This is a genomic window from Methanoplanus endosymbiosus (genome assembly GCF_024662215.1).
GTDB lineage: Archaea > Halobacteriota > Methanomicrobia > Methanomicrobiales > Methanomicrobiaceae > Methanoplanus > Methanoplanus endosymbiosus.
Genome location: NZ_CP096115.1, coordinates 916,242 through 935,203 on the forward strand (window position 1 = coordinate 916,242; position 18,962 = coordinate 935,203).

The 18,962-nt window shown below is 44.2% G+C and carries 17 protein-coding genes and 3 tRNA genes; 12 read left to right on the forward strand and 8 right to left on the reverse strand.

Annotated elements, in window-relative coordinates:
- The first annotated feature begins 15 nt into the window (after positions 1 to 15).
- The 3 genes from L6E24_RS03830 (at position 16) to L6E24_RS03840 (ending at position 4,149) form a co-directional block, all read left to right on the forward strand.
- The gene (locus L6E24_RS03830) at positions 16 to 915 is read left to right on the forward strand and encodes a hypothetical protein (protein WP_257743400.1); all 900 of its coding nucleotides are present in this window, start codon (positions 16 to 18) and stop codon (positions 913 to 915) included.
- 370 nt (positions 916 to 1,285) lie between these two features.
- A complete protein-coding gene (locus L6E24_RS03835) occupies positions 1,286 to 2,956 on the forward strand; it encodes a 3'-5' exonuclease (RefSeq protein WP_257743401.1) in 1,671 nt (556 codons plus the stop codon).
- On the forward strand, positions 2,953 to 4,149 hold the full coding sequence (locus L6E24_RS03840) for a toprim domain-containing protein (RefSeq protein ID WP_257743402.1): 1,197 nt from the start codon (positions 2,953 to 2,955) through the stop codon (positions 4,147 to 4,149). Before L6E24_RS03835 ends, L6E24_RS03840 begins: the two co-directional genes overlap by 4 nt.
- A gap of 1 nt (position 4,150) precedes the next feature.
- Here the strand turns inward: L6E24_RS03840 and L6E24_RS03845 are convergent, their stop codons facing one another.
- Entirely contained in the window at positions 4,151 to 4,603 is a 453-nt protein-coding gene (locus L6E24_RS03845; RefSeq protein WP_257743403.1) for a hypothetical protein, read from the reverse strand.
- Between the two features lie 466 nt (positions 4,604 to 5,069).
- Between L6E24_RS03845 and L6E24_RS03850 the strand changes: the two genes are divergently transcribed.
- From L6E24_RS03850 to L6E24_RS03870, 5 genes are all read left to right on the forward strand, one after another.
- A complete protein-coding gene (locus L6E24_RS03850) occupies positions 5,070 to 5,435 on the forward strand; it encodes a hypothetical protein (RefSeq protein ID WP_257743404.1) in 366 nt (121 codons plus the stop codon).
- Between the two features lie 2 nt (positions 5,436 to 5,437).
- A complete protein-coding gene (locus L6E24_RS03855) occupies positions 5,438 to 5,866 on the forward strand; it encodes a hypothetical protein (protein ID WP_257743405.1) in 429 nt (142 codons plus the stop codon).
- Between the two features lie 341 nt (positions 5,867 to 6,207).
- Complete coding sequence (locus tag L6E24_RS03860; protein ID WP_257743406.1) at positions 6,208 to 6,510, forward strand: hypothetical protein; 303 nt, start codon at positions 6,208 to 6,210, stop codon at positions 6,508 to 6,510.
- The gene (locus L6E24_RS03865; protein ID WP_257743407.1) at positions 6,507 to 7,343 is read left to right on the forward strand and encodes a hypothetical protein; all 837 of its coding nucleotides are present in this window, start codon (positions 6,507 to 6,509) and stop codon (positions 7,341 to 7,343) included. Before L6E24_RS03860 ends, L6E24_RS03865 begins: the two co-directional genes overlap by 4 nt.
- A 5-nt stretch (positions 7,344 to 7,348) precedes the next feature.
- On the forward strand, positions 7,349 to 9,454 hold the full coding sequence (locus L6E24_RS03870) for a hypothetical protein (protein ID WP_257743408.1): 2,106 nt from the start codon (positions 7,349 to 7,351) through the stop codon (positions 9,452 to 9,454).
- A gap of 698 nt (positions 9,455 to 10,152) precedes the next feature.
- On the opposite strand, the gene L6E24_RS03875 is transcribed toward L6E24_RS03870, so the two are convergent.
- From L6E24_RS03875 to L6E24_RS03885, 3 genes are all read right to left on the reverse strand, one after another.
- A complete protein-coding gene (locus L6E24_RS03875; RefSeq protein WP_257743409.1) occupies positions 10,153 to 10,317 on the reverse strand; it encodes a hypothetical protein in 165 nt (54 codons plus the stop codon).
- 97 nt (positions 10,318 to 10,414) lie between these two features.
- A tRNA-Thr gene (locus tag L6E24_RS03880) sits at positions 10,415 to 10,486 on the reverse strand.
- Positions 10,487 to 10,673: 187 nt separating this feature from the next.
- Positions 10,674 to 10,982 carry a DUF3467 domain-containing protein gene (locus L6E24_RS03885; RefSeq protein WP_257743410.1) on the reverse strand — a complete coding sequence of 103 codons (309 nt, stop codon included), beginning with the start codon at positions 10,980 to 10,982 and terminating at the stop codon, positions 10,674 to 10,676.
- Between the two features lie 44 nt (positions 10,983 to 11,026).
- On the opposite strand from L6E24_RS03885, the gene L6E24_RS03890 reads away from it, so the two are divergent.
- Positions 11,027 to 11,803 carry a Dna2/Cas4 domain-containing protein gene (locus tag L6E24_RS03890; RefSeq protein ID WP_257743411.1) on the forward strand — a complete coding sequence of 259 codons (777 nt, stop codon included), beginning with the start codon at positions 11,027 to 11,029 and terminating at the stop codon, positions 11,801 to 11,803.
- A gap of 59 nt (positions 11,804 to 11,862) precedes the next feature.
- On the opposite strand, the gene L6E24_RS03895 is transcribed toward L6E24_RS03890, so the two are convergent.
- On the reverse strand, positions 11,863 to 12,378 hold the full coding sequence (locus L6E24_RS03895) for a cob(I)yrinic acid a,c-diamide adenosyltransferase (protein ID WP_257743412.1): 516 nt from the start codon (positions 12,376 to 12,378) through the stop codon (positions 11,863 to 11,865).
- A 163-nt stretch (positions 12,379 to 12,541) separates the two neighbouring features.
- Here L6E24_RS03895 and L6E24_RS03900 point away from each other — a divergent pair, with 163 nt between their 5' ends.
- A complete protein-coding gene (locus L6E24_RS03900) occupies positions 12,542 to 13,858 on the forward strand; it encodes a Glu/Leu/Phe/Val family dehydrogenase (RefSeq protein WP_257743413.1) in 1,317 nt (438 codons plus the stop codon).
- A 29-nt stretch (positions 13,859 to 13,887) separates the two neighbouring features.
- On the opposite strand, the gene mmp10 is transcribed toward L6E24_RS03900, so the two are convergent.
- Positions 13,888 to 15,126: a methyl coenzyme M reductase-arginine methyltransferase Mmp10 gene (mmp10, locus tag L6E24_RS03905; RefSeq protein WP_257743414.1), complete on the reverse strand. Its 1,239-nt coding sequence runs from the start codon at positions 15,124 to 15,126 to the stop codon at positions 13,888 to 13,890.
- 159 nt (positions 15,127 to 15,285) lie between these two features.
- On the opposite strand from mmp10, the gene L6E24_RS03910 reads away from it, so the two are divergent.
- Positions 15,286 to 15,357, forward strand: a tRNA-Thr gene (locus tag L6E24_RS03910).
- A gap of 275 nt (positions 15,358 to 15,632) precedes the next feature.
- A tRNA-Thr gene (locus L6E24_RS03915) sits at positions 15,633 to 15,704 on the forward strand.
- 30 nt (positions 15,705 to 15,734) lie between these two features.
- Here L6E24_RS03915 and L6E24_RS03920 read toward each other — a convergent pair.
- Together L6E24_RS03920 and L6E24_RS03925 are read right to left on the reverse strand one after the other, a co-directional pair.
- On the reverse strand, positions 15,735 to 17,396 hold the full coding sequence (locus L6E24_RS03920; protein ID WP_257743415.1) for a PAS domain S-box protein: 1,662 nt from the start codon (positions 17,394 to 17,396) through the stop codon (positions 15,735 to 15,737).
- Positions 17,393 to 18,943 (reverse strand): sensor histidine kinase, encoded by a 1,551-nt coding sequence (locus L6E24_RS03925; RefSeq protein WP_257743416.1) that lies wholly within the window; start codon positions 18,941 to 18,943, stop codon positions 17,393 to 17,395. The genes L6E24_RS03920 and L6E24_RS03925 overlap by 4 nt, the downstream gene beginning before the upstream one ends.
- Positions 18,944 to 18,962: the final 19 nt, after the last annotated feature.

The window sequence follows — 18,962 nt, forward strand, 5'->3', positions numbered from 1 at the left end:
TGCGGGGTACAGTAGATGACCTCCGGGCAAACATCAACCGGAATTGTTCCACTCCTTTCTGACTTGGAGATAGAAATTTGTGCCAAAGATTGTGGAGGCTGGTCAACGGTAATTACCCAAAAGGGGATTACCGTTGCAAAGGAAGACACGAAAACGGAACCCTGGGTTCAGACTGAGATTGTAAAAAAACTTTCGAAGCAGGTTGGCAATAAAACAGCATACAAGTCTGGAGCAATCCAAGACGCAATATCACAGTATTTTGAAGAGTTCAAAGCATCAGACGATGGGAAAGCCCTGTTGTCGGAACCTGCAAGAAAAGTAATTGAGGAAACTGAGGCGGTTATCTGGGAAACAAGCGACCCACCCATCATTAGGATAATTTTAAAATCGGGCGATGAGTGGATATTTAAAATTTCGGAGTTGGCATCACCACAACCAAAAAACCTTAACAGTAAGTGGCTGGAGACATACGAGGGGGTTTTATATGCTACAACAAAAGATTTTAGTCGTTGTATCGAGTTCTGGTTAGAAATTAAGCAGAAAATCGAGGTATTTGAGGATATACCCGAATTTGAAAATGTTTTGCGTGATTTACGACTTGAAATTTCACAATGCACAATATCAGATGACAGAAAAAAAATTCAGCAGGAAGGATGGGTAAGAATTGGTGAAAATATTGTTGTCGCCCCGTTCAAGATTCTTGAATTTCTTGAAAAACACGGGAAGGGCAGCAATGATAGAGCGAGGTTTTCAAAGTTTATGAGAAAGTCGGGATTTATGATAAAAAATACCTCTCCTTTACGCATAGATAACGAAATAATTAGAGCATGGTTTTTAAACGATAAAATCCTTCTAAAAAATACATCTTCCATGGATAGTGTGGAAGATATTTCATCAGTTGATGGGGTGGTGTAAATGTATCGGGTACATCTATGTATCGCGTGCGAGGGATATGTAGTCGCGAAAAAAAAGACAACACAAAACTACCCGTTACACCCGTTACACCAGTTACATAAAAGTAGAATATGCCAAAATACCTGTGAATGGACGGAAAAAGCACAGAATAAAGATTTTTTTGTAACGGGGGTAAGGGGTGCAGTCCGTTACATCCGTTACAAAGGCTCTGTGCCCTGTTTAGGGGAAATAAGAAAACTTCTGTCTGAAAAAAAGTGTTTGATATTCACACGCACGCGATATAAAGGCAAAATAATATCAGGTGGTTTCTGTTATGGGTGCTGATGTAATCCGTTGGTTAGGTGGTCCAGGGTCTGGAAAAACTTATCAGTTGCTAAATTTCATTCGTGATGAACTGGATTCAGACTTTCGTGTAGCAGACATTCAGGCAATGACCTTTTCAAAATCCCAGGCTGTTGATATGGGTCTTCGGATGCTCTCTGAAGGAATTGTTCGGGATAAAAAAACGGCAAAGCGACAATGCAGCACTATTCACAGTGTAGCATTCCGGGCATGCCGGGAAGCCGGGATTATAGAATCCTCTGAACAGATAATTCAGCTGAATAATTCAGATGCAGATGAAAACCATCATTACAAGGATTTTGCTGAAAAAAACAACCTTAATTTCAGTTTCAAGAATCAACCCCTGACTGAAGAGGACGATGTCGAAAAAAATCAGCAACCAGGGAATGAACTATTTCAGATATCGGGGTTTTTGACAGCAAGCCTGTTACCCCCCGGTGAATGGCGAACTGCTGCACACCACATGACACTAAAAAACCCTGAATGTATGATTTTTTCCGGTGAAGAAAATATCCGGGCATGGCTGGAATTTAAAACAGAGAGAGAACTTTTTGAGCATGACGATTATGTAAAAGCAGCCCTTGACCGAGAACTTCCACCACCGGGACCGGTTCTTGTGGTCGATGAATATCAGGATGTATCACCCCTTCAGCATGCGTTAATCCGGTCCTGGATAGAGCACCCTGACACAGAACGGGTATATCTGGCAGGAGACCCCGACCAGTCGATATATGGTTTCCGTGGATGTTCTCCGGAACTCTTCCGGAATATACCTGCAACTGACAAGGGTGCAGGCGGGGTTTATGGAACTCCGGTTTCCAGAAGATGCCCTATATCCATAGTTCAGCAGGCAGAAAGGATCCTTCAGCATGAACCAAACATTCAGCCAACCCCTGAACGTCAGGGTCAGGTAATCCGGGTTAACGCATATTCTTCAGAAAAATTAGCTCAATATGTGGAAGCTGCGGTTCTTCTGGCACGGAAGTGTAAACCGGAAAATCCACAAATCTATATTTTAAGCCGTTTCAGGCAGCAGGCTGATAAAATTGCATTTCGTTTATCTGAACAGGGGGTTCCATGCAGCAGCATAAAACCAGACCGGATAAAGTATTGGTTAAAATTAGAAGTTGGGGCCAAAAAACCCTATTCATCCGACACAATCGAACCTTATTCCCTTCTAAAAGGGATGATGAAATATCAGTCCGGTTCAGCCATAGATACGATATCTGAATCAGAGGCTGTAAACCTCGTTAAGGCCACAATGGCAAATCCAGCAAGAAAACACATTGTAACCCGGTTTAAGAAGATAACATCAATCAGACCTCTTAGGGTAGGGGATGTTATTGATAATGCCAAAAAACTCCCCCAGGACAACAGTTTATATGAAAAATTAAACCTCCGCCCGTGGTTGGTTAATCAAATCAGAAAAGGGGTTGAAGCAGAAAGGCAGCGTGGTTTTTCAATCAACCCCAATCAGGTAAAGGTTGATACAATCCACCAGTCAAAAGGTCTTGAAGCCCCCGTCGTATTTCTTCACACCGGACACAGCCGGGAACGGATACAGCAGCTGATAAACCCTGAACGCATGGGAGAAGAGAGGCGGGTTTACTTTGTCGGAGCCACACGGGCATCCCATAAACTGATTTATCTGGATTACGGGCAAAAACCCGCCGTTCCAATCCTGGGAGGTGTATTATGAATTCTGAAATCCGGAATATTCTTGAAGACGTATGTAATTTCTATGAACAGAACCTTAACACTGACCAACTGAAATTTTTAAACTCAAGATATGGTCTGAATTCAGATTTCGTTCACAAAATGCGGATAGGTTACGCACCGGAATTTAGCAACAGCACATTAAGCCACCTAATGGCTCAGGGGCATGACATTTCAGACATATTTGAATCCGGGCTTGTATCCCGATACGATAATAAAGTTGTTGAGGCATTCAAAGGCCGCCTGATGTTCCCTTACCTGGATTGCGGGCAAAAACCCCTTTACTTCATTGGCAGGGCAACCGAACAGACCCCCCACATGCCCGATAAGCTCCCCCCGAAATATAAAAAACTGAAGGTAACTGAAACCGGACCCACCGAACTGATATTTGGAAGCTGGTCTATCATAAACGGTAAACCGCTTGTTATCACAGAGGGCGTAACGGATTGTCTGATTGTCCTTCAGGAAGGTTACCCTTCAATCAGCCCCGTAACAACCCGGTTCAAAAAGCAAAAAATTGAAGATGTGGCTTTGGAATGCGGCCGTGCGGGACCTGTCTATCTGATAAACGACAACGAAGAGAGCGAAGCAGGTCTGCAAGGTGCAGCCAAAACGGCAACAACTCTTCTTCAGAGCGGCATAACAGAAGTTTTCATCTGTGAGATCCCCCGCCCTGAAGGGATTGAAAAGGTTGACCTGAACGATTATCTCCGGAGTGGTGGAGATATTCAACCTTTGATTGATGGAGCAACCCCCGGAGCTGAACACCCCAGAGTAAAACAGGAATATGTAAACCAGCGGATGGCAGGAATAACCCGTCTTCGTTCAAGTCTATCAAAAACCCGGTGGCAAAAGTCGGGACGGGAAAAAAATAGCAGCGTAATTGATGCGAAAAAGCTGAAGATGTGCATGCCCAATGTATCACAGTATGCAGGAATCCCGCCGGGATGTCGTGGAGTCCATCCGGTGTATGGTTCAAGTACCGGACAAAACTTCGCGGTATCAGATGATGGTGAGACATACACATCATTTCATGGAGGGGCACAAAAGGGGCGTGGTGGAGATATTTTTAAACTGGTCGCCCTTGAACAGGGTTATCTAAACGATGAAGATATGCCACTGCGGGGAGAGGCATTCTTAAAAACCATCCGTTACTGTAAGGATAATTGGGGTTGATTCAATACCCGAATCTTTTCAGCAGGTAACACCTTTTTTCAAACCGCAAAAAAAAACCATCATCCGGCAACTCAGAATATTGATAATCCGGCAACTCACATTCAAAATTCTTCCCTGTCGATGCAGCTTCCCCCAGGTGAAATTTTCTCACAAGCATGAAATCAACCCAGGTTCGTTCAGCCATACCGAGACCGAGTAACGATAAGTCACAGTGGACCCCGGACCAAGTGTCAGCTGTTCTGAGAAGTTCCAGCAACAGTCCGAGAACCAAATATTCTTTTGCAGCAACAGCCCGGGCAAACATTTTTTCATTCGGAATGAAAACAATCTGATTTTTTCGCTTTAAATTCGTAATAACTAAATTATTTGAATTTAATTTAAGAGTCAGTCTCAAATCATAGCGCTCTACGAATATTTTACACTCAACCAGCCGGCTAAGTTTACTCATTTTCATAACCAACAGTAATTTTTAATACATATAATAATTACTAAAAGTCATGTTTTGGCAATTTCGTATCAGAGCCACACCAAGCCCATTAAAATTATCTTTTGTAATTTTAGGATGAAACACACAGGGTTGGATGAGAAAAGATAACAGCACGAATCTGTGTAGGTCAAAAATTACCACTGGGGTATTATGAATATCCATGTGATTATTTCATTCATCGGCCGGACATTTTTCAATAATAAGCCGTCGATCATCGACGGTAACCCGAACCTTTTCACCTGGTAAGAATGGGTAGCTATCATCACTTGTAATCAATGCAGGTACCGAAACGTAGTGTGTCCGTGCTGAGGACATTTTTATAATTTTACCAAAACCTTGCTTCATAATTCACTTAACAAATTGGTTAGTAAATTATATATACTAATTGTTCCAATAAGTGTATTACTTAATATAATGTTAAGTGGAGTGACAAATGTCAGAAAAAATACAGAAAAACAACCTTCATCGCCTTGAACAACAGATTTCAGACATTAAAAACATCCTCACCCATGATAGGTGTGGGATGAATTCACAAATTCTGAAAGCAGCGGAGTGTTTGAAGGGGTGCAAACTTGGAGATATGTCTTTTGTCGAATTGCAGGAACAGCAGGTTAATTTCATACCGGAAACCAAACGCACCGAGATAAAAGAAAAATGTCTTTTCGTCGTAGAGCTGCAAAAGCCCAACGGCGATACTGTGAGATGTCCTGCAAAGGTTTCATACAGTCATGAATCCGGACCGCATGACCTGGAAAGCGAAAACCTACAAATTGAATTTGATTTATCGAGGGAGTTATAAAAATGACAAATATTCTGGAAATAAAAAAGGAGCTCAACGAGCTTCAAAATAAAATGAAAGTGCTCTGTAAGCCATTACACGCCCCGTGGTTTGAGGAATATGTATCATTGAAAGAAGAAGGAAGAAATTTTTCTGAGGTTGATAAAGCCGCGGAACTTTTAAAATCCGGTATATCAATAACAGGCATTGAGTTTGTGAAAATCGACGAACAGACTTGTTTTTTTGAAGAAAGGATGTTTGAAACAGTGGCATCCCAAACCAATTGTTACGCAGCAACGGTGAAATATCCTGATGGAACCTGCAAGAACCACCCGGCCAACGTCTGGTTTGAGAAACGATACGACCCCCAAGACAGAAGCGATGATTCAGAGATACTTCTAACTATACGGTTATCAAGAACGGTCGAATCAAAACAACAGCCCACCCCATAAAAAACCTTTTTTCTATTAGGGGAGAAGCTGAAAATCTTTTAAAATTCTCCAAGATTATATTAAAACCACTACAGGCGCGAAATAAAAACCCGCTCTTTTCCATCAGGTAATCCGAATGATGCAGAACAACATCTTACTCTACAAGGAGAAAGTCGGCTTTCATATTTATTGTACAAGTTATTTTAATAGTCGTCGCCCGCGTGTGAAAAAAAAATGCATAAATGCCTTTAAGTATATTGCAATTTTAATAAAAATATAATAATTATTTAATAGATAACAATTTTATATGTTGTTGACCTTAATATTATTTAAACATAACAAAATGATGAGAGTTTATTGAGATGAGAAGGGATATTTTGATTTTATGTGTCTGTCTGGCAATGTGTCTGTCTGGCAGCGCTTCAGCAGTGAAGGTCATTCCGTGGGATGAAATGCAGCAGCTTCAAAACACCGAACCCGAAACCTGTGAAAGCTGTGTGCTGCCAGTCCTACCCTGGTTGTGCCTGGTGGGTGGTGCAGGAATTTTTGGGTACCTGTTTTTCCTGCCAAAATATGAGGCGATGCGGAAAAGGAAAGAATTTGAAAAACTGATGTTAGAATATGGAATCCCGGAACACAAAATAAAACGGGGCAGGAGAACGTGAACTATTTACAGATACTTGCCGGGGTATTTTTTATTATTTTTTCGTTAACCGGGATCTCATGCGCTGCAACTGACGAAAGAATTTTGGATGGTGACTTTTCAGATGGTTTTGATTTTTGGCAGCGTGCCCGCATGGACGGCGGTGCATTCCCTGTTATGTCAGAAGGACAGGTTTATTTTGAAACGGAAAGCTCAGGCATAAGTGGTATTTCACAGGCAGATGTCGATTTAACAGGTGTTGGAATTTTAAAATTCACATGGTCCGGTTCTGGTTCTGGCAGTTTTAAAATTCTTCTGGACCTCACAGAAATCTACTCAGAAGATGTAAATTTCTGTTCTGGTATTTCACAGGCAGATGTTAGTGATTTTTCAGGGATATATAATCTGTATTTCAGGCTTGTTTCTGATTCAACGTCAGAAGCTTATTTGGATGATGTTTCAGCAAAAACATCATCACTTTACAGACCGACTGCATCAGCGACCATTGCCCCGTTGGATGAGGGGTCTTCTGATTTGGTTATGTCGTATCTGGGTCTGGAGCAGCCATATGTTGATGAGGAGAGTACCGGCATGAATCTCTCTGCTTTGGCAGGTGAGGTCTTCGGAGTTTATTCTTCTTCGGGTTTAGGTCCGTTTGCGTTATTGATTGTATTTTGTATGCCGTTTTTAGGTCTATGGATTATGCATCGTGATATGATTATTCCGGGCGGGATTGGTATTTTGTTCTCCGGTTTCGTGCTTGTAAGGCTTCCGGCTGATTTCCAGGGAGTGGCGGTTATGATGATCGCTGTCTGTGTTACGGCTGTGATTTATTCGATTTATGTAAGGAGGTAAAAATTATGGTATTTGATAACTTTAATTGGAAACACAATAACAGGGGAACATCTGACCCTGCACTAAAAAAACCTTCTGCAACAGGAGGACAGGCATCACAGGCAGACATAAACCGGCAGAAGAAAAAAGAATCAATCTTTGCTGCAAGAAAAGAGCGTGAAGAAAGAGAAAGGCAAAAAAAAGCACAGAAACAAAAACCGGAAACCTACCGGGCATATGACCCGGCAACAGGGGAACATTACGAAATTGAGAAAAAGGAAAAGCCTAAAGATAAATATTCTGATTTCTCAGGATTCTCACGTTTTGCAGCAGAAACGGGAATAAATGTCGGCGGTGAGTTCCAGAAGGCTAACCAGAAAATCAACCAGATGGAAGGGGTTGACCCGATTGTGAAAAAACTCATGACCACAACTTCTGATGTTCTCGGCGGAACTGCACAGGTAGCAGGTTTTGCACCTGCAACCATTGAAAAAATATTCCATGAAGGGCAGGAGAAGGGAGCTGTAGGAGCTGCCGGCACCGTTGCAGCAGCCACAAAAACCGGTCTTGCTTATCAGGCCAAATCAGCCGTTGAAAATCCGGTTGATACTGCCCTTCAGCTTGCCGTTGGTGGTGTGATCCTTGGTGGTGCAAAAGGGGTAACAAAACCAATTACCAAACCATTTGGTTCATATGCTACCGAGGCGGGAATAATCATCCGGGCACCCAAAACAGATGCAGCTGCAATTCACGCAACATCAAATATTGGCCGCCTGACAAAAAACGTAAACAGTAAATTCCTGAAGGACCCCGACCTGACAAAAATAAGAAATTTAGGTCCGCAATCCGGGAAAACCCTTGAAAGCATTCTTTCAAATGAGCCACATTCATTGTATGGGACCGTAACAACGTACGGCCAGATGCCTAAACCGCCCCGTGTAACATCTGATTTAGACGTTTTTGTGAAAAATCCGGCTGCTTTTAATGAAAACGTGCTTTCAAAACTTGGCAAAAATTATGAAATTAAGGGTTCCGGCATCGTGAATAAGGTAGGGGCTGAAAAAACTGCTCATGCTGTAGATACCCACCCAATACCTGATGGTTATCCGGGATTTAAACAACCAAAACCAGTTAAAACAAATATTTACACCGGAGACAAAGCGCCCAAATTGCCTTTTGACTGGATGCCTGATAAACTGCTTAAGGCTGACAAACTTACACAGGAACCCTTATACAGTCAGGCCGGCCGGAAGGCTGCCGGAGTTATGGGTGGTCCAGAAGGGAAACTTAAATGGAAATATGGTCCTGCCCCACACAGGGGGAAAGACCTTGTGGACCTCGTGGATGTAAGCCAGTACCTTGCAGAACAGAAGAGGCAGACAATAAACCCTTTTAAGAAGGTTCAGGCAGTCAGGCTACAGAAATCAATTGATACCCTGAAGGGCACCGGAATGTATAAAGATGCCCTGAAAGCATCACAGAAGGAAATTACAGGGAAACCCGGAGAACTTACAATAAATATCAATAAAAGTCCGAGTCCTGGTAAAATCAATGTGATAAAACCTGTATTCTCACCATCACCAACAATACCCGGAAACAGGCGGCCATCGCCCACACCGTCAAAACCGAAAGGAAACAAAGAGAAAACTTCTTCTTCTCCTCCACCTGGTGAAGGTTCAAAAATAGATTATGATTTTGTTGGTAGAGGCTCTCCAAAGGTTCGTGACCCACCTATAGGTGGGGTACCTGTTGTGGTTGTACCAAGTCCCAGACCAGTGAAGGACCCGGACGGTTCAAAGGTCCCTGACCCGATTGTAGGCGGGGTTCCAGTAATACCGAGCCCCATAATTCCACCTCCACCCGGCGGAGGAGGAAGACGGCCAAACAGTATGAAATATCCAAGATATTCCACAGAAAAAAAATCAAAAAGCAAAACCGGGAAAAAAATACAGAAAAGCGGTTCAGAGTGGTTCATAACAAACTGGGGGGCTGGTTTTAGACCCGGTTCCGGCTTATTGCCATTGAAAATCAAAACTCCAAAGAAACTAAAATCAAATGCCTCCGCTTTAAACAAATCGTTTAAACCGCTAAAATTAAAAACACCAAAGTTCAAGGCACCAAAATTCAAATGATATTAATCACAATAATATTTTACCACACAATAATTACCGTAGGGAATGTTTATTTTGTTGTGGGTATATCAATATGTGCGGACGGCATTTCAACGATTGATGAAAAATAAACACCAGCCTGTCATCACCCAGACCCGCCGGATGCAGGCCGTTGTTGCCTGCACGTTTCCGCACACAAAAAATACTCCTTATAATTATATTATATCCTCGAAAATAAAAATATAAAAAACTGTATTTGTGCAAAGCATGTTGAAATCATAGTTTATTACTCGTATCGGAATAAAATCAAATACAGAGGCTTACAGAACGCCCTGTATTGTCTTCTTAACGGTTCTAAGGGGTTTTGCCATACCTAAAATAAAACCCCATCTCGTCCTTTCTTCAGATTTTTTGGTTAGTGCCAACTATTACCACCAACCAGATTATACAGAGTCCTCACAATGTCAAGGGGTCAAAATGTCCCTTTGATAACTGCTGAAAAAATAGCAGAGGGGTCATTGTTGCCTCTCTGCACCATGTCGAGGATCTCCACGAAATGGTCTTGGCATATTTTTAATGAGCTGTTTCCAAAATGGAAAGAACTCAAAGTGGCAAGGGGTCAAAATGACCTCTTGAAAATAAAATGGCAAGAGGCAACAATTGCCCCTTGCCAAAAACTGCAGAGTCGTCATTGTGAGGACTCTGCATCATATTGTTAACTATTCATCCGGGAGGTCGTTTACAAACCAGCCACAAAGGGGACACCACCAGCCTACCGGAAGATAACTTTGTTTCCCGTCATGGCGTGGTCTGATATAAACCCTGTTCATCAGTGCATTATCACATTTGGGATTTGTGCATGTGGGAGCCTTGAGTTTAGACATGAGCATGCTTAGTATATATACAACCCATAAAAAGATTGTGGATATAAAAATACAATGACCTTAAATTTACAAAAAGAGCTTAGAACATTTCTAAAAGAGCCGCTGGGGGGACTTGAACCCCCGGTCTGCTGATTACGAATCAGCCGCTATACCACTAAGCCACAGCGGCACTGCAACTGTGCCTGTATATATTGTACCCGCGAATTAATAAAACTGTCATTTCACATACGAAAGAATGCCGGATAAATAACAGAATTATAATAAGAAAACTGCCGGAATTTAAAAAACATATGATAGATTATTCCGGTAAGAAAAATAAAATATAATAAAATATAATAAAGTAAAACCCTGATAAATCAGGAATATCCCTTTATTGTAACGTTCTTATCGTCAAACTCTCTCTTCTCACTGCCGGACTTAGGCGCTTTAATCTCACCGAACTTCTCCTCATAGCCCTTTACGGTATTGGCTAACACCTCAGAGAAGTTCTTTGCATGCTTGGGGCTTATCGAGACAATCGACTTTGCACGGGCCTGGTTCGTTCCCGGAATTTCATGCATAAATACAAAAGTGAACTCGTCATCCTTAAAGGCGACCTGAATGCGGTTAGAATATACAGGATCAAGATCCTGAGGGATATTTACTGCTATCTCTCTCTTCTCCATGCCATTATATTTTATGCTCTAAGAGGTTAAGGTTTATTAAAGGCATGACGGAAGAAAGACTGACAGATATTTATACAGTAAAGAGCAGCAGACCGGAATCAGGGGATGAACTTAAATTCGGGAGATATAACGGAGAAGAACAAGAGGATGAAAAGCCGCAGTTAACCCCGATAAGCGGAGTGGTTGCCTGCCACGCCTGCCCGTTCCGCTACTACCTCGAAAAAAACCGGGAGAGAGGCGAAGAACCGGCTGAATACACCATAGCCAAGCAGATATCCTACCACACAGGCGATGAGATCATAGAGGCTGAGATCTTGGAAGAACTTGAGACAGTAAACCCTGACCTGACAGACGAGGACAGGCAGAACCTTAAAGAGTGGATCACTGCATGCAGGAGAGAGAAATGGCAGAGACCGGCAGAATATGACGTAAAGCTGAAATCAGAAAAGTTCGGGATATACGGACGGGCCGACCATATCTTTGACAGACCACCATATGTCGGCATAGTCAGAACCGCACCGGCCCCTGAAGCCGGAGTGTACGGAGCAGAGAGAATCCGGGCAGCAGCATTTGCATTCTGTGCTGAAGAGACCCTTGATGTACAATGCCGGGAAGTTTTAATTGAATATATCCCATCCGGAATATCAAGGATATGTAAAATCCAGCCAAAAGACCGGCGTGAAACGCTTAGGGCAATAAAGAAGGCAAAGGAGATTGACGGTGGAAAAATCCCAAAAAAACCAAAGGACGCACCCTGTGAGAGATGCTATCTCAGGGACGAATGCCCCGACATGCCAAAGAGCATACTTGACATATTATAAAGAACAAGGCCAAAAAATAGAATATATCCAGAAACAGGCAGAGTTCCGGGTGTTAAGAATCAGTACTCAATCCCTTCCCTGCCTTTAACGCCCTTATCGTAGTAATGCTTCACCTTCCTCATCTCAGTTACAAGATCTGCCCTCTCAATCAGTTCTTCCGGTGCATTCCGGCCCGTCATAATAACCTCAACATGCCCGGCCTTACTGTCAAGTGCAGAGAGAACATCTTCCACTTTAATAAGCCCCTTTGATATCGCAACATTAACCTCATCCATGACAACGAGGTCATACTCTCCACCCTTTAAAATTCCGGCAACCTTCTTCAGCCCCTCCTCAGCAGAACGGATGTCGTTATCATCCGGAACCCTGCCCAGTAAAAAGCCCTCGCCAAACTGCTCAATGGTGAAATTCTCAAAATAGTCCGGAACAGATAGTTCAGCAGTATTTCCCTTCTTGATAAACTGCCCGAAGAAGACTTTTCCTCCGGAAATCAAAGTTCTTATAGACAGTCCAAGAGCCGCTGTCGTCTTTCCCTTGCCATCCCCTGTATTAATGTGTATATATCCTTTCCTCATAATTTTACCTCCGGGATTACAGAATAATCCAAAAAAGAGTTCAATAATGAATAATTGGAGATAAGACCATTTTAATTTGATCATTTGACCGGACATTTCAGCAGGGATTTTCCGGAATTTTCAGCGGGAAAGAATATATCAGATTGAGACCATCCTTAAAAACATGGAGAATGATCATGATATATTCAGTGCCGAGGAGAACCTCTATGATTCGGTCAGGAAAAACATCTGTACCTGTGCCACCGATATGGAGATCACCCCCGACATTGAGGGATTTTTAAAGAAACCCATGAGGGAGCTCCATGTCTCACTTCCGGTGAGGATGGATGACGGCACAATAAAGACCTTTCAGGGTTTTCGGGTTCAGTATAACAATGCAAGAGGGCCGACAAAGGGCGGAATCAGGTACCACCCGGACGAGAACGCCGACACCATCCGTGGCCTTGCGGCGATAATGGCGATGAAATGTGCCCTGAATGAGCTGCCGCTCGGAGGGGCGAAGGGTGGCATCATATGCAACCCAAAGGAGATGTCAGACGGCGAGGTTGAGCGGATGTCAAGGGCATATATTCAGGCTCTCGGCCCGTTCATCGGGCCTGACATCGACATTCCTGCACCGGATGTGTACACAGACAGCAGAATTATGGGCTGGATGGCCGATGAATACTGCAAATACAGGGGCAGCAGCCACTTTGAGGTCATCACCGGAAAGCCGCTCTCAATTGGCGGTTCGGAAGGCAGAAGCACCGCAACGGCCAGAGGCGGATGGTTTACAGTCCGGGAGGCTGCAAAGGAGATGGGGCTTGAGCTTAAGGAGTTTTCTGCCGGACATCTGCCCGATCAAAATTCCGGTACGAAAAAACCTCTCGCTGCCGTGCAGGGTTTTGGCAATGTCGGCTATAATGCGGCACTGATTGGAAAGGAAAGTTATGACTGCCGGATCGTTGCCTTAAGTGACAGCAGGGGGGCTATATATAATGAGGAGGGCTTTGATCCACGTCCGGTCATGAAATTTAAGAAAGAGAATAAGACCCTTACCGGTTATCCCGGCTCTGAGAGTATCTCCAATAAAGAACTGCTTGAGCTGGAGGTTGACATTCTTATTCCGGCCGCACTTGAGCATGTGATAACGAATGAGAACGCCGGAAATGTCAGGGCAAAGATTGTGGCAGAGTTTGCCAACGGCCCTGTAACAACCGATGGTGAGGAGATATTACTTGAGAAAAATATTCATATTATCCCGGACATCCTCTGCAATGGCGGCGGTGTCATAGTCTCATATTATGAGATGGTTCAGAACCTGAATATGGATCACTGGGATGAGAATTTTGTCAATAAGAGACTTGATGGTAAGATGACAAAGACCTATCATAAAGTCCTGGCATCCTCAAAACTGCATTCGATATCTATGAGAAAAGCAGCCTATACTATGGCACTCAATAAGCTTGTTGAGTCTATGGCTGCAAGGGGCTGGATCTGAAAATAAGGCTTTTTTAGGAGGAAAAATCTTTATTTTCCATACATATTTATCAGCCGGATTAAGTCAGCAAAGCCTTCCATCTCCATCTCAAGAACCTCATTTTTTGTCATACCCATGCTGGTCTCGGCATCGGCTGTGAGCATATCAGGCCCTCTGACAACAGTTCTTTCTATGCCGTCTTCTGAGAGAATCTCCACTGCCTCTGCTTCAAAGATAAATGACCTGCCGGGGATTATTACGGTTTTTTCAAGGCGGGATTTATCCAGTTTCCTGAGGTCGTCTGATGTTAAGAGACAGGCTATCTCCTTTTTTGCCGGAACAACCCATGTGTCATTTCCGCATGCGTCAAGGATCTTCTGTATCGGGTGTGCGGCTATGCTTCCGCTGATGACACTTGCCTTTCCGGTTACACGGGGGAGTTTATCAAGGAGATCAGGTTCGTTGATAATTACGAAAGGTGAGCCGATTGACGGGTCATACATCGGCGTGCCGCTTATCTTCATATTGTAGCGGCTGTTTAAGCCCTCGACTATCTCTGCAAATTCCCTCACTGTATGCAGGAGGAAGACATCGTCCATTACAGGGGCATTGCCAAGGATTAAACCCTGATCTGTCCGGTTCGCAAAGCGCATTATAATAAATCCCTTTGCGCCGGCTTCGTCAAGCCACCGGCAGGTCTCTTCGAGAACTTCGCCGTCGTTTATGCCCGGAATTATGACTGCTGCGGCATAGACATCTATCTTTTCACAGAGGCGTTTTAGGACTGCGAGTGAGGCTTCAGGGTTTTTGTCGCCCATGTATTCGGCCCGGAGTTTTGGGTCGGATGCAAATATGGTAAATGATATCTCTGACAGGCCGCATTCTATCATGAAGTCGGCGAGGTCAGGATCGTCAAAGCCTTTTCCGCTGGTATAGCCTATATGAAGGGGAGCCTCCATTGAGCCGAGGATCTCCATTAGGTCTTTGAATTCCGGATAGCAGGACGGGTCTCCGCCGCCGCTTATTGTTATCTTGTCAAGAGAACCGCCTATCATCTGGAGGTTTGCAAGGACATCGTCTGCAACTTCTTTTAAGGGTTTGAAGTCCTCGTATCTCTCCCTCACTCCGTCTGTGCAGTATTCACAGCCTTTTGAGAAAGGAAGACAGTATTTGCACCCGAATGGTTCGGGATTCTCTTCCTTTTTTAATTTTTTAAAGTAACAGTAACTGCAAAAGCCCTGGCAGTCTATGCCAGGTCTTCCTCCTATATCCACGGTCAGGTGCGCCATTATCTTTCCTTCTTTAACATTGTAGGTATTCTCAGATTAATTGATTGGGTTTATGGCAGGTTCTGATTATATTTCAGGTCTTTTTCCACCACCGGCAACCCATGATGTCAGAACCAAATGACAGCTTATATATCGGAATAAATGCAACGTATATAGTGCGCCTCAGTGGCTTAGCGGTATAGCGGCTGATTTGTAATCAGCAGGTCACGAGTTCGATTCTCGTCTGAGGCTTATTCTTTTTTTATGGTTTTGTTAAATCCTGTAATGTGAATCAGAATTGTAGTTAAATTATGTCATAAATTTTTAAAGAGAGACTGCCATATTTCTGTAAATGGTCAGGATATACCAAATAATTATTTTACGATCATGGCAGCAGAAAGCCCACGACTTTAGCCGTGGGAGTATGTCAGCGGAGAAAAGTGAACAGTCCGGACAACTGTAATATTTCCGGATGCCGGCACCAAATAACAGCTTATATATAGGAATAAATTCAACCTAAGTAGTGCGCCTCAGTGGCTTAGCGGTATAGCGGCTGATTTGTAATCAGCAGGTCACGAGTTCGATTCTCGTCTGAGGCTTCAGGAATTTATATCCGGTTTTTCGCAAACTTATTTATCTTCGTCCTGTTTTTTTATGCCATGATGTTTCATGAGATAACTCCATATCTTCTCAGAGTCAACCCAGCCTACGTCAAGTTTAGTGATAAGGTCATTGATTAAACATATCTGTTCATCGATTATTTTCCGGTTTGATTCAGTATTCTCAAATTCATTGAGAATTCTGATTATGGCCAGAGGGTTTCGTACTTCATCATTTAAGGTTGCAAGCTGCATCATGTTCCGCTGGATCTGGGCGAGCGCCCTCTTTTCCCGCTCTTCCAGCCCGATGGTGTGCAGGCCAAAGGACACATCGTTGCAGACCTCATCAAAAAGATCAGGGTCTTCTTTCCCCAGAATTACTTTTTCCGGCAGGATAACCGAGAGTACACCATAGATCTCCTTTTCATACCTGAGCGGGCAGGTCAGGGTAATTCTGCCGGCACATAGTCCAAAAAGGGGGCATGTTTTACATTTCTCAGAAAGTTTTTCAACCGGGAGAACACCTTCCCGTTTTACCGCTTCACCCAGGCACCAGGGAATGTTTCCCTCCCGCAGAAAGGAATTCAGATCAGCAGAGATCATACCCAAACCAGATGAATATAATTTCAGGAAGGCACCGTTTTCATCAAAACGTACAATCCAGGCATCTTCAAACCCACGGTTTTCGCCCAGAATAATACAGACCTCCTGAAGAAGCTGATCAGGATCCCGCTCACGCACAAGGAGACGATTAACATTTCGTGTGGTCAGAAGCACCTTATTCAGGTAGAGGATGTGCTCCGCAGATGCCTTCTGAACGGTGATATCGGAAAGCACGATCACCGAGCCGGGAATTTCACCGGTCTCATTTCTCAGCGGTGATCCGCTGAAGAGGAGATCAAAACCCGCTGAATCTCCGCCTGCAAGATGCACCTCAACCCCCCGGAAGGTGCTGCCCGAAAGAAGAGCCTGAATCAGGGATTCTGCCGTTCTGTTTCCGGACGGAATCACCGGAAAGACTGTAGTAAACGGCTGAAAGACCGGATACGTCCCGGCCAGCCGGTTAGCCACAGCATTTGAACGTATAACAATTCCTTCGGGATTAATGACAACAATTGCCTCTCCTGCCTGCTCGAAGACGGAGCGGGCAAGCAGTTCTGACCGGATGACATCTTCAGTCTGTTTCCGGAAGGTCAGATCCGTGATAATCCCGCCGATGGTCTCAGAATCATCACCCGATATTCGTGAGAGTGAGAGCTGTACAGGCACCGGTTCTGTGCCGGTCTCTGAAGTGACCTTCAGGTTCAGTTCACCTGAGACCGGTCTTTTTATTGCTGTACTGAGCATTGCAGCAACCATCTCCCGGTCAGAATCAGCAACCAAATCAGGGAATGCCGATCCGAGGATCTTTTCGGGAGGCAGACGGATTATCTCTGCAAACCCACGATTCCCATAGAGAAGAGTACCATCAGAGCTGAGGGTAACAGCACCCTCTGAGATCGTCTCAATAAAATGCCGGTATGGTGTCTCAGCGCCTTTGAGCGTATAGATCTTCCCTCCGGTATCAGGCATGCCGACAATGGCATCCACCTCGCCGGCACGGATCGCCAGGAGCACCTCCTCAGTCTCTTCGAGACGGGCTTTCAGGTCTTCGTTCTCAGCGAGAATATCAGCAGCAGTTCTCTCATTCATGAATTATACTCTGCGAAACGCCAGGCACCCGTCGGAATCTGAATCTCAAACCGTGCACCTGAACCGGGAATTCCTGTCTCAGAGAGCAGAGAACCCGTAATGTCAAGAATCTCACGGGCGAGAAAAAGACCGAATCCGGTATGTTCACCATAACCACGCCCAAAGATCTTTTCTTTCTGATCAGAGGGAATACCAGGACCGTTATCTTCAACATAGACAACCATCCCGTCTTTTTCCATGCAGGAGATCGTAACTTCTGATGCCCTCCCGTGACGGAGAGCATTATCAAAAAAGTTCCGGAAAACATTAATGATCATGGGATCAGCAAGGATCTCAATATTTCCGCAGTTTACACTGACATTTAGATCAGCAAATTCCGGAGATAACGAAGCCTCACGAATGATCTCCGGGAGATTATTCCAGACAGGAGCCTTCACACCGAGTTCCTGGTAATTACGGGTGAAGGAGATAATACGTGAGATAGTCTCAGCTGATTTTATGCACCGTTCGAGGTTCTCTCTGTTCTCTTCCGGATCAGAAACAGATTCAGAAGCCATATCAAGTGAAATTAAGAGCACTGTGATCTGGTTCAGGATATCATGCCGGGTAATGCTGGAGAGGATATTGAGTTTTTTGTTTGCTACCCGCAGCGTCTCCTCATAACGGCGGATATCCGAGATGTCACGGACATCGATCGCCCATCCGATTATCATTTCAGACGCATCTTTCAGGCGGGAAGAGTGGACCATGAGGTTCATTTTCCCACCTCCTTCTGCCGGCAGTGTTACCTCAGACCATACTCCGTTTGAGGCATCATCAGGAGAAGGCAGTTTCCACGGAGTACTCTCCTCACCGGCAATGATTAGCGGCATTATCTCCGGGAATAACTTATTGACCGGATTACAGTTACAAATACGGTATGCCTCATAATTTGCCCGGATAACAGTATAGTCAGTATCACAGACAAAGACAGCATCACCAATATTCTCAAAGATGGACCGGGTGAAGTTCTCTGCCTGGATAATAATCTCATTTTTTTTCACGAGACTAAGGTCGGTCAGAATAACAGAATAGCTGCGAACACCGGCGGTTTCTTCCAGCAATCCAACATCCAGATGAACCGGTGTCCGGTTCCCGTCGGGGCGGACAAAAATTATCTCTTTTGAGAGTCGCTCCTTTGAAGAGAGAGCAAGAATCGCCCCGCAGGTACCCACATCAGCAGGTGTAAGAAAATCACAGGCAGGTGTTCCAATTACTGAACGGATATCACGACCAATAATGTCAGAAAATTTCCGGTTGCAGTAGAGCACTGTCAGATCACTGTCAAGGATAACGGCACCCTGATCCATATTCTCAACAAAATGCCGGTACGGTGTCTCTGCACTTTCCAGAGTGAAAATCTGACCGCCCATATCAGGCGTGCCGACAATGGCATCCACCTCACCGGCACGGATCGCCCGGAGCACCTCATCCAGTTCTTCGAGACGTTCTTTTAGGCGTTCATTCTCAGCGAGAATCTCAGCAGAGGAACATTCGGATTCTTTCATACTATCATAACCGTACTCT